9 protein-coding genes and 1 riboswitch are annotated in these 12,263 nt (G+C 37.4%); of the genes, 8 read left to right on the top strand and 1 reads right to left on the bottom strand.

Annotation, left to right across the window (positions count from 1 at the left end; genetic code table 11):
* Positions 1-192 precede the first annotated feature (192 nt).
* The 6 genes from IGK03_RS02970 (at position 193) to IGK03_RS02995 (ending at position 7,395) form a co-directional block, all read left to right on the top strand.
* On the top strand, positions 193-2,070 hold the full coding sequence (locus tag IGK03_RS02970; protein WP_202334770.1) for an acyltransferase family protein: 1,878 nt from the start codon (positions 193-195) through the stop codon (positions 2,068-2,070).
* Between the two features lie 125 nt (positions 2,071-2,195).
* Positions 2,196-2,891 (top strand): ABC transporter ATP-binding protein, encoded by a 696-nt coding sequence (locus IGK03_RS02975; protein WP_126268190.1) that lies wholly within the window; start codon positions 2,196-2,198, stop codon positions 2,889-2,891.
* Complete coding sequence (locus IGK03_RS02980) at positions 2,884-3,576, top strand: hypothetical protein (RefSeq protein WP_126268189.1); 693 nt, start codon at positions 2,884-2,886, stop codon at positions 3,574-3,576. The genes IGK03_RS02975 and IGK03_RS02980 overlap by 8 nt, the downstream gene beginning before the upstream one ends.
* Before the next feature lie 75 nt (positions 3,577-3,651).
* Positions 3,652-3,747: riboswitch (SMK box riboswitch) on the top strand.
* Complete coding sequence (gene metK, locus IGK03_RS02985) at positions 3,745-4,929, top strand: methionine adenosyltransferase (protein ID WP_002355656.1); 1,185 nt, start codon at positions 3,745-3,747, stop codon at positions 4,927-4,929. Its footprint overlaps the riboswitch before it by 3 nt.
* Before the next feature lie 169 nt (positions 4,930-5,098).
* On the top strand, positions 5,099-6,565 hold the full coding sequence (locus tag IGK03_RS02990) for an MDR family MFS transporter (RefSeq protein WP_002407996.1): 1,467 nt from the start codon (positions 5,099-5,101) through the stop codon (positions 6,563-6,565).
* Positions 6,566-6,603: 38 nt separating this feature from the next.
* The gene (locus IGK03_RS02995; protein ID WP_002355660.1) at positions 6,604-7,395 is read left to right on the top strand and encodes an alpha/beta hydrolase; all 792 of its coding nucleotides are present in this window, start codon (positions 6,604-6,606) and stop codon (positions 7,393-7,395) included.
* 80 nt (positions 7,396-7,475) lie between these two features.
* On the opposite strand, the gene IGK03_RS03000 is transcribed toward IGK03_RS02995, so the two are convergent.
* Positions 7,476-8,138 (bottom strand): TetR/AcrR family transcriptional regulator, encoded by a 663-nt coding sequence (locus tag IGK03_RS03000; protein ID WP_002368062.1) that lies wholly within the window; start codon positions 8,136-8,138, stop codon positions 7,476-7,478.
* A gap of 253 nt (positions 8,139-8,391) precedes the next feature.
* Here IGK03_RS03000 and erfC point away from each other — a divergent pair, with 253 nt between their 5' ends.
* Together erfC and erfD are read left to right on the top strand one after the other, a co-directional pair.
* Entirely contained in the window at positions 8,392-10,107 is a 1,716-nt protein-coding gene (erfC, locus tag IGK03_RS03005) for a multidrug ABC transporter ATP-binding protein/permease ErfC (protein WP_002368063.1), read from the top strand.
* Positions 10,107-11,876, top strand: coding sequence for a multidrug ABC transporter ATP-binding protein/permease ErfD (gene erfD / locus IGK03_RS03010; RefSeq protein WP_002358756.1), 1,770 nt, complete (start codon positions 10,107-10,109; stop codon positions 11,874-11,876). Before erfC ends, erfD begins: the two co-directional genes overlap by 1 nt.
* Positions 11,877-12,263: the final 387 nt, after the last annotated feature.

Here is a 12,263-nt window from a genome sequence, read left to right on the forward strand (position 1 = left end):
AGCTTATGAGTGATTTTCATAAGCTTTGGTTGTTTTTTTACAATTTAAAAAATGTTGGTTTTTTGAATTGTAAAAAAAGCCTAAAGGAGACAAAGTTTGCTTGCCATTTCCTAGGAAAAAACGTATATTAAAGTTACTTGCTTCTTTAAATAAAGGAAAAGAATAATTTTATAGAAAAGTTGGAAAGCACAAATGAATCAGACAGCAAATAGCAAGAAAAAACGCTATATTACAGGTTTTGATGGCATTCGGACGATCGCTGTAATTGGCGTGATTTTGTATCACCTTTTTCCCCAAGTCATGCGAGGTGGCTACTTAGGTGTTCCGATTTTCTTTGTTGTTTCAGGTTATCTTATTAACGACTTGTTGCGGCAAGAATGGGCAGAAAATCAGACCATTGATTTAAAAGGATTTTATGTGCGAAGGATGAAACGGCTGTATCCAGCATTAATTGTGATGCTTTTAAGTGCAGTTAGTTATATTACACTCTTTCAGCAGGATTTATTAAACAATATTCGCAGCGTTGTCGCTAGTAGTGTTTTTTATTACAACAACTGGTGGCAAATTTTTAAAGGGTTTTCTTATTTTGATGGATTTGCGACACAATCGCCATTTGTACATATTTGGTCATTGGCAGTTGAAGCGCAAAATTATTTAATTTGGCCATTACTTTTTATTCTTCTGGAACGCTTTGTTCGTAAGCGCGGTCGAATTTTCAGTTTAGTTTTAATCGGCGCCTTAATTTCGGTGACGCTGATGGCCGTTTTATATGTTCCTGGCGCAGATCCTACACGTGTCTATTATGGAACAGACACACGTGTTTTTTCTATTTTACTAGGTGGTGCATTGGCGTATGTTTGGCCAAGCACACGTTTGAAAGAAGAAATTCCAGAAGCCTCTAAAAAAATCTTAAATGGCGCTGGTTTAAGTGCCTTAGTTCTTTTAGTGTTAGCCTTTTTAACATTATCAGATCATACAAATTTTGTTTATTACGGCGGCATGTTTTTAATTAGTTTGGCAGCCACTGTCTTAGTGGCCGTCACTGCACATCCAGGGGCAGATATGAATCGTTGGTTAACGAATCCAGTCTTTACGTGGATAGGTAAACGGAGTTATGGCATTTACTTGTATCAATTCCCAATCATGATTTTTTATGAGGCCAAAATTAAGACCTTATCGGACCATGTTTTTCTACATTCATTGGTTGAAATAGCATTAATTTTAGTCGTGAGCGAATTGTCATATCGTTTTATCGAACATCCACTGACACGATTGTCTTATAAGGATGTCTGGACTCAATTCACTGAGTTTTTACGGAAACCGTGGGACCTTCGTGAAAAAGGGACAATGGCCTTTATGACAGTGATTAGCGTGATTGCAGTATTCGGTTTAATTGTGGCTCCAGCAAACGCTAAAAGTGCGCAACAAGAGCAACTAGAAAAAAATATTGCGAAAAATCAGCAAAAAATTGAAGAACGTAAAAAAGAAGTCCAAGAAAGTGGCACGAAAAATAGTAGCACGTCCACAGAAAGTAGTACAAAACCGAGTGAAAGCCAAGACGTTCTACCCACACAACTCACACCAGAGCAAGTAAAAAAAGCGCAGAATTTAGAAATCACAACTATTGGTGATTCTGTTATTCTAGATGGTGCTAGCGGGTTACAAGATATTTTCCCTAAAATGATTATCGATGGGGAAGTGGGCCGTCAATTGTATAGTAGCATTTCACTAATTGGTGAACTAGACAAAAAGAAAATGCTTAAAGATACTGTTTTAGTGAGTTTAGGTACGAATGGTCCTTTTACAGAGGCACAATTTGATGAATTTATGAAAGCGTTAGGTAATCGAAAAGTTTATTGGATTAATGTTCGCGTTCCAACTAGAAGATGGCAAAATCAAGTAAATAGTTTACTTAGTCAAATGGACAAAAAATACGATAACTTAACGGTCATTGACTGGTTTAATTATAGTAACGCCCATGATGATTGGTTTTATGATGACCGAGTTCATCCAAATGTGGTAGGTGGCGAGCAATATACACACTTTATCGCGGAGAAAATTTTACAGTAGCAAGAAACTTCCAGCTCAGATGAAAGGGGCTGGAAGTTTTTTGTTAGAGATAAAGAAATCGTTTACAAAATATGGTGTTTACGTTACGATAAATAAATAATCATCATTTTTATAGGAGGTAGATAATGAGAGAAAATCGGAGTGAGAACAGCGAAATTTATGCTGAAGATATTAGTTTTTTCTACAAAAAAAATTATTTTGTTTTGGAAGATATTAATTGGAAAATCGAAAAAGGACAATGTTGGGGGATTCTCGGGCACAACGGTGCGGGAAAAACGACACTAAGTTATTTAGTTTTAGGATTGCTGAAGCCGAGCAAAGGTGTAGTACATAATTATATAAAAAAAGTAGAATATCTTCCGGAAATGGGTGGTTTTTATGAACGACTGACAGTCAGAGAAAATATACTTTTTAAATTGGAGCTGTCGGGGGAAAAACAAAAGTCAAAAAAATTGAAACAAGTGTTAAAAGAATTTGGATTAATAGACTATGAGTTTAAACGTGTAGATAAATTGTCACAGGGATTAAAAAAAAGAGTTGCTTTAGCAATGCTTTTTTTAAGAGAGAGTGAAGCTTATTATTTTGACGAACCTACGAATGCTTTGGATCCAGAAATGAAAAAGAAGTTACGACAATTAATTATTCATTTAAAAGAAGCAGGAAAAATCATTTTAATTAATAGTCATGATTTAGCTTTCGTTGAAGAAATATGTACTAATTTTTTAATATTAAATAATGGAAAAGTCTGCTTCAATGAGCCAAATATAGGAGTCAATTTAGAAGAAATCTATTTGGAAAAAGTAGGTGAACACCATGAATAAAGAATTTTTTTATGAAATCCAAGTAGTGATTAAACGTGAGTTTCTGGAATTAAAAAGTCATCTTTGGAAATATTTCGGCCTAATGCTTTATTTGATTTTTTTTACATTTTTCATTAGTAAAAGCGGCGGTTCAGAAGGAATTGTTTTGCCAAATGAAGCTAACTTATTTTCCAGCTTTACTTTGGCCGGTAGTTTTGCTGCTATGTTTATCATGAGTACAATGCTTCAAGAAAAAAAGCAAATGACCCTACCTCTATTACTTCTGTCTTCTGTCAGTATAACTAGGGTAGTTGTTGGGAAAATAGTGGTTGCTGTAATGATTAGTGTACCTTTTCAAGTGTTTCAACTACTTATTAGTCTTGTTATTTTAAATAACCAAAAGAGTCCATATCTTTATCTATTGGCACCACAGAACATAGTTACTTTACCTTTTATTACTTACCTGTTAGGAAGTTTAGTTCTATTGCTTTCAGTAATTATCAAAGATAAAAAGGTGGCAGAGTATCTTTCTGTTTTTTGTTCGCTGACTTTAGGTGGCATTCTCGCAAGTGCCTATATTTTATTCAATGTACAGTTTTCTTTAGTAAAGATTTTACTTTATTTTCTGTTTTTAATAAGTTGTAGTATTTTGCTGACTATGGCAACAAGTAAGATAGTTAAAAATTCGCTATTCTTTATTGAATAGTGTGATAGAAATTTATAATAGGTTAATGATTTTCTTGAAAACCTAAGCTTTTTTTTTAGATATCTGGTATACTGTTTTTGTTACAAGTTCCCGAAAGGATTTAGCAAGTAATTGTCGTTACTGGCTAAAGATGCCTTGTAACCGAAACTATTTAGGGGGAATAACATTATGACAGAAAGACATTTATTTACATCAGAATCCGTTTCAGAAGGACATCCAGATAAGGTAGCTGACCAAGTCAGTGATGCAATTTTAGATGCGATTTTGGAGAAAGATCCGATGGCCCGCGTGGCATGTGAAACATCCGTAACAACTGGTTTAGTCCTAGTATTTGGAGAAATTTCTACAACAGCTTATGTAGATATCCAAAAAATTGTTCGTCAAACTGTGAAAGATATTGGTTATACACGAGCAAAATATGGATTTGATGGAGAGACTGTCGCAGTTCTTGTAGCAATCGATGAGCAATCACCTGATATCGCTCAAGGGGTTGACGCAGCCTTAGAAGTGCGTGATCAAGATGAAAAAGACGATATTGGCGCTGGTGACCAAGGCTTAATGTTTGGTTTTGCCGTTGACGAAACACCAGAATTAATGCCATTACCGATTGCGTTAAGTCATCGTTTGGTTCGCCGTTTAGCAGAATTGCGGAAGGAAAAAGTCTTACCTTACTTACGTCCTGATGCAAAATCTCAAGTAACAGTGGAATATGATGATCAAGGTCAACCACAACGTGTGGATACGATCGTCATCAGTACACAACATGATGATGAAACAACCTTAGAACAAATCGAAAAAGACATTAAAGAACAAGTAATCAATGAGGTGATTCCTCATGAACTTTTAGATGATGAAACAAAATACTTTATCAACCCAACTGGTCGCTTTGTAATCGGTGGCCCTCAAGGAGATGCCGGCTTAACTGGTCGTAAAATTATCGTTGATACTTATGGCGGTTATGCTCGTCATGGCGGCGGCGCTTTTTCTGGAAAAGATGCAACCAAAGTTGACCGCTCTGCTAGTTATGCTGCGCGTTATATCGCGAAAAACATTGTTGCTGCTGGTTTGGCGAAAAAAGTAGAAGTCCAATTAGCTTATGCAATTGGTGTGGCGCAACCAGTGTCTATTTCTATTAATACGTTTGGTACGAGTGATCTTCCAGAAAGTAAATTAATCGAAGCAGTTCGTAAAAACTTTGATTTACGTCCAGCAGGTATTATTGAAATGCTAGATTTACGTCGCCCAATTTATAAACAAACTGCGGCTTATGGTCATTTTGGTCGAACAGATATTGATTTACCTTGGGAACAAACAGATAAAGTTGAAGCGTTAAAAGCTAGTTTAGCTGAATAATTAAATAAAAAAAACAAGAAGTCAGCCAAGTATTGGCTGACTTCTTGTTTTTTTTGCAATAATTTTTTTATGAAAAAGCATTTTTTTAAGACATTTTGTTCTTTTTTGTATAGAATAGCTATGGAGCAATTTAGAAAATTGACAATTGAATAGAAAAGGATGTGAACAAATGGCAAAAGAAACAAATGTTAAGTTAGTCACGGTGAGTGTTTTTGTGGCAACATTTATGACAGCCATTGAAGGGACCATTGTGTCTACTGCGATGCCAACGATTGTCGGCTCGTTACATGGCATGGAAATTATGAACTGGGTATTTTCAATTTATTTATTAACGAATGCGATGTTAACACCGATTTATGGGAAACTTGCGGATAAAATTGGTCGTAAACCTGTCTTCATGATTGGCATTATTATTTTTATTTTGGGCTCCTCGTTGTGTGGCTTTGCCCAAGATATGTTGACCTTAATTATTGCCCGCGCAATTCAAGGTGTGGGGGCAGGCGCAATTTTACCAGTTGCGTTAACGATTATTGCCGATATGTATTCATTGGACAAGCGAGCGAAAATTTTAGGTTTAAACAGTGCCGCCTGGGGAATTGCTAGTATTTTTGGTCCGTTAGCAGGTGGTTTTATTGTAGATACAGTCGGTTGGCATTGGATTTTCTTCATTAATGTTCCTATTGGACTTGTTTTATTGGGCTTGATTAGTATTTTCTTAGTTGAACCAAAGCGGGAACGGACCAAGATGCCAATGGATATTTTGGGCAGCGTCACTTTGATGGCAGTGCTGCTAACGTTATTGCTAGGTTTTCAAATGATTAGCGATAATGGTTTTACATTAGTAACATTTGGTTGTTTGAGTTTGAGTGTGCTCTTTTTTGTAGCGTTTGTGATGATAGAAAAACGCGCGCAAGACCCAGTGATTGATTTGCATTTATTTAATCAACCAACGTTTGTTTTAGTAAATCTTATTGCAGCGCTTATTAGCGGTTTCTTAATGGGGATTGATGTCTACATTCCGATGTGGATGCAAGGTGTCTTAGGAAAAAGTGCAGGAATTGGTGGCTTAGTTTTAGCGCCTATGTCGTTACTTTGGATGGCTGGATCATTTATAGCAAGTAGCTTTATGGAAAAATATGCTATGAAAAAAGTCTTAACGATTGGGTTATCGATTCTATTAGTCGGGGCCATCTTTTTAGTGGTAATGCCAATGGCCGTTCCGTTTTGGCTTTTCTTTGTAGTGTCTTCTGTCTTAGGAGTTGGTTTTGGGATTACTATCACAACGACTACGGTGACAGCACAAAGTACAGTGGATCCTGAAAAAATGGGGGTTGCAACATCGTTTAATACGTTGGTGCGTACAATTGGGCAGACTGTGATGGTGTCAATTTTTGGTGTGATTTTAAATGCAGGAATGTTTGCGAAATTGGAAGCGAGCGCGTTAAACGTCGATGCAGATGTCATGAATCAATTAGTGAATCCACATACTGCAAATTTAATTCCAGCTGCGTTGTTAAAACCATTACGCGGTATCCTCTATGCAGGTCTGCATAATGTTTACTTAGTCGGTGCGGGCTTAGTTGTTGTCGCTCTTTTGTTAAATATTTTCGCAAAAGCGCAACGAGCGAAGGTTTAGTGGTACACTAATAGAAAGAGTATTGGAGGGAAAAGTAGATGGCCTTTTTACAAGCAAATATTTATTCAAATGTATTGGAAATGGAAGTGAATGTGAACGTAATTTTACCACAAGAAACGGTAAAAAAAGTGGGCACAAGTACCCAAGCAGCATTGACAGATATTCCCGTGTTGTATTTATTACATGGGATGGGAGGGAATCACAGCGTCTGGGCTCGCAGAACCTCTATTGAGCGGTATGTCGCTGATTTGGGGATTGCTGTCATTATGCCGTCCACGGATTTAGCTTGGTATACGGACACGCAATACGATATGAACTATTGGACGTTTATCTCAGAAGAATTACCGAAAATTTGTCATCAACTCTTTCCACAGTTAAGTACAAAACGAGAAAAAACCTTTGCCGCTGGTTTGTCAATGGGTGGTTATGGCGCCTTGAAATTAGGATTAGCGAAACCAGAATCTTTTGCAGCCGTTGCTTCTTTGTCTGGGGCAGTCAGTTTATCATCCACTAGTTTTGGGGAATTATTAAAAGTCCGTAAGCGAAGCTATTGGGAAGGTATTTTTGGCCCGTTAGATCAAATTGAAGGTTCTATTCACGATCCGCTGTATTTACTACAACAATTAGTAGAAAGCCAAACAGAAATGCCCCAATTTTACCTTTGTTGTGGGGAGCAAGATATGTTACTTTCTGCTAATCAACAGATGGCTCAAGCGTTGGAACAGGCACAGGCAAGTTACACTTTTGAAACTGGACCAGGAGAACATGACTGGGTGTTCTGGGATGAATGGATTCAAAAAGCCTTGGCTTGGCTACCAATACCAAAATAGAGAAAGTAGTTTTCAATATTTATTTTAAAAGTTAACCCTTGGTCCGTCAGTCGAAATGACTGACGGACCAAGGGCTTTTTTTATTTAGATGAAGATGTGTTGTCTGCTTGCAACCCATCTAAGTAGGTTTTAACGGCTTGAATAAAGGCGGATTTTTGGTGGATGGAGCGCCGAAATTGAATGCTTTCTTCCATGTATGTTAACTCATTGTCAGAGACATATTGTTTCATGTGCAGCACTTGTTCTTTTAGATAGTCATCTCCGTTCAACACTTGCGAAACGAGCTGTTTTTCCTCCGTTGCGTCCATAATCATCCCAAATAAAAGATGTTGTAAAGACGTTACTGCTAAATGAGTCATTTCTGGTGAAAAACCTGCTTCTCTTAAAATGCCCATCATTTGATTCAAATGGCGTAATCGTTGGGGATAGGCAGGGACGGTTTGGATTTCGATAGCTACGGCACAGGGAAATTGTTGATAGAGATCATAATAGTTTTCCATGAAGGCTAGTAAGTCAGAATACCATTCACCACATAATGCAGGTTCTTGAAAGTGCTCTTCAATCGCTTCAGCCATACTTTGAAGTAAGGCTTGCTTATTTTTAAAATACCAATAAATTGCGGGCGCCTGTACACCAAGCTGTTTGGCGACTTTACGCATAGAAAGTTGTTCTAAAGTGGGACTTTTTTCTAACAAAGAAAATGCGGCTGCAATAATCGTGTCTTTTGATAATTTCGGTTCCATGATTTTAGCTCCTATTAAACGTTATCTTCGTAAGTTTATCAAAAAGAAGGTACACTTTATGATAGGAAAAACTTGTGAAAAATTAACTTGTTCGCTTGTATTTTACCACTAAAAATGGTAAATTATGAATCGGCCTTATTTTACAGTGTTAAATTGGTGAAGTCAATGAGCAAATTGATTTTTTTGTAATGGGGAAGAATTCGCAGACCAACACTGAAGAAGCAGGGAACTATTTTAAGAAAGTAGGGATAAGATGGACCTTATTATTCAACACGCCAAAAAATACAAAGGCTCGGTAGTTATTGCCTTGTTGGCGGTGATCGTAATGGTTGTCTCAGCACTTTGGCAACCAAAATTGTTACAACAAGTGTTGGAAGCAATTATGAATGACGATAGCGACAAAATGAAAAACTTAGGGATTCAATTAATTGCCATTGCAGGATTAGGACTCGTTGCAGGGGTTATTAATACAATTTTTTCTGCCAAAGTTGCCCAAGGTGTCAGTGCTGACATTCGTGAAGCAACTTTCCGCAAAATCCAAACTTTTTCATTTGGCAATATCGAAAAATTTTCAGCAGGTAACTTAGTTGTTCGTTTAACAAATGACGTTACTCAAATTCAAAATGTCATTATGATTGCGTTGCAGACACTTTTTAGAATTCCTTTTTTATTTATCGGGAGTTTTATTTTAGCGATGCTAACCTTGCCACAACTATGGTGGGTGATTGTTGCACTTGTCATCGCAGTTATTTTGATTTCTATGCTGTCCTTTTCGCAAATGGGCAAGCATTTCATGATTATTCAAAACTTGATTGATAAGATTAATGGTATCGCAAAAGAAAATTTGTTAGGCATTCGTGTCGTCAAATCATTTGTTCAAGAAAAAAATCAATTGTCACGTTTTACAAAAGTGAGTGAAGAATTAACCACCCATAACTTAATCGTAGGTAGCTTATTTGCTGTGATGATTCCAGCGTTTATGTTGGTGGCGAACTTAGCCGTTGTAGGCTCGATTTTCTTTGTGAGTAACTTAGTCAAGGACGATCCAACTTTAATCGGTGGTGTCGCTTCCTTTATGAACTATTTAATGCAAATCATGATGGCGATTATTATCGGCGGAATGATGATGATGATGACTTCTCGTGCCGCTGTTTCCATTAAGCGGATTAAAGAAGTGATGGAAACAGAACCAGATGTTACCTACAAAAAAGTCCCAGAACAAGAGTTAATTGGTAGTGTTGAGTTTGATCACGTATCTTTCCGTTATCCTGGGGATGAAGAAGATACCTTGAAAGACATCACTTTCTCTATTCAGCCAGGTGAAATGATTGGGATTGTGGGCGCAACTGGCGCTGGTAAATCTACATTGGCACAATTAATTCCACGTTTGTTTGATCCGACAGAAGGAAAGATTGAAGTTGGTGGTGTCGATTTACGAGAAGTGAACGAACACAGTTTACGAAAAACAGTTTCCTTTGTGTTGCAAAAAGCAATCCTGTTCTCTGGAACGATTGCGCAAAATCTACGCCATGGTAAACGTGACGCTTCTGAAGCGGACATGGAACGGGCTTCAGGCATCGCCCAAGCCAAGGAATTTATTGAAAAATTAGCAGAAGGTTATGATGCACCCGTCGAAGAACGGAGTAATAACTTTTCTGGTGGACAAAAACAACGGTTATCAATTACAAGAGGTGTGATTGGTGAGCCTAAAATTTTGATTTTAGATGATAGTACCAGCGCGTTGGATGCTCGTTCGGAGCGGTTAGTCCGAGAAGCGTTGGATAAAGAGTTAAAAGAGACTACCACGATCGTTATTGCCCAAAAAATTTCTTCTGTTGTCCATGCAGATCGTATTTTAGTATTGGATAATGGACGTTTAGTCGGGGAAGGCACGCATGAAGAATTAGCAGCTACGAACCCCGTGTATCAAGAAATTTACGAAACTCAAAAAGGAAAGGAGGAAGCTTAATGACTGATTTAATAAAAGCTAGTAAATTTTTCTATCATTATTTAAAACGTTACAAAGTTTCTTTCCTCTTTATTTTCTTAGCAATTTTCGCAGCGACTTATTTACAAGTCAAAGCGCCGCAATTCGTTGGGGAAGCTATTCAGGAATTAGCGAAATATGCGGTTAATGTGATGCAAGGAAAAGACGATAAAAGTGCGTTCGTTTCTGTCATTTGGAAACTACTCATTTTTTATGTCTTAACTAGTGCCGCTAGTTTCATTTATAGTATTCTCTTTACACAAGTCGTGGGGAAATCGACAAACCGCATGCGGATTGGTTTGTTTAATAAATTAGAAAAATTGACGATTCGTTTCTTTGATTCTCATCAAGATGGTGAAATTTTAAGTCGTTTTACTAGTGATTTAGACAACATCCAAAACAGTTTAAACCAAGCGTTGCTACAAGTATTAACCAATATAGCCTTATTGGTTGGTGTCTTAATCATGATGTTCCGTCAAAATGTGGAACTAGCATGGGCCACAATTGCTTCTACGCCGATTGCGATTTTAATTGCGGTCTTTGTGATTAGCAAGGCGCGCAAATATGTCGATTTACAGCAAGATGAAGTGGGTAAATTAAATGGCTATATGGATGAAAAAATTAGTGGGCAACGTGTGATTATCACTAATGGCTTACAAGAAGAAACCATTGACGGCTTTTTAGAGCAAAATGAAAAAGTTCGTGCAGCTACGTATAAAGGTCAAGTGTATTCAGGATTACTTTTCCCAATGATGCAAGGAATGTCATTAGTCAATACGGCGATTGTTATTTTCTTTGGTGGTTGGTTAGCAATCAATGGCTCTGTTGATCGTGCCGCTGCGCTAGGTTTAGTCGTTATGTTTGTCCAATATTCCCAACAATATTATCAACCATTGATGCAAATTTCTTCAGGTTATAGCATGATTCAATTAGCTGTTACAGGCGCTCGTCGTTTAAATGAGATGTTTGATGAACCAGATGAAATTCGTCCCGAAAATGGCGAAAAATTAGAAGAGATTAACAAAGCTGTGGCTTTAAATCATGTTGTTTTTGGCTATAATCCAGAAACGCCTGTGTTGAAAGATGTTTCTATTCATGTGGATAAAGGTGAAATGGTCGCTTTAGTCGGACCGACAGGCTCAGGAAAAACAACGATTATGAATTTAATGAATCGCTTTTATGATGTGAATGAAGGCGCCGTGACGTTTGATGGTGTGGACATTCGTGAAATGGATTTAGATAGCTTGCGTTCACATGTAGGCATTGTTTTGCAAGAGTCCGTTCTATTTTCAGGAACAATTCGTGAGAATATTGCTTTTGGTAAGCCAGAGGCCACGGATGAAGAAATTGTTCAAGCAGCGAAACAAGCGAATATCCATGAATTTATTGTAAATCTTGAGCAAGGCTACGATACTGAGATTACGGAAGAGAATAATCTTTTCAGTACGGGACAAAAGCAATTAGTAAGTATTGCACGAACGATTATTACCAATCCAGAATTATTAATTTTGGATGAAGCAACAAGTAATGTTGATACAGTAACAGAAGCTAAAATCCAAAAAGCGATGGACGAAGCAATTAAAGGGCGCACCAGTTTTGTGATTGCCCATCGTTTGAAAACGATTCTAAATGCGGATCGGATTATTGTTTTACGAGACGGTGAAGTCATTGAAGAAGGCAACCACCATGAACTAGTTGAACAAGATGGATTCTATGCGGAACTTTATAAAAATCAATTTGTTTTTGAATAAGTTGAAAGAGGTCGGGACAGAAGTGTTTAACTCCGAGAAATAAGAAGGAATTTCCGAAAATTGTTCTATAATTTTTGGAGAATTTTGACTTATTTCCGAAGGAGTTGCTTCTGTTCCCGCCGTTTATCAATTTTTAAGCCTGGAACAAAAATTCAAAGTGATTTTTGTCCCAGGCTCTTTTTGCTATGCTAAATAGAAAAAGGAGATATATCAATGGGGAAAATGAGGAATGTACGGCAATTACGGCGCACGTTTTTGGTGCTAAATACTTTATTTGTACTGAGTGTATTCAGAGAGAATCGATGGACAAAATCGGCGCTGCTTTTTTGGTTGTTGGCTAATAGTTTTTTATCTGGACTGCAGTGGTTGATTTATTTTGGGGGCGAA

Source organism: Enterococcus sp. DIV2453a (assembly GCF_050533535.1).
Lineage (GTDB): Bacteria > Bacillota > Bacilli > Lactobacillales > Enterococcaceae > Enterococcus > Enterococcus faecalis.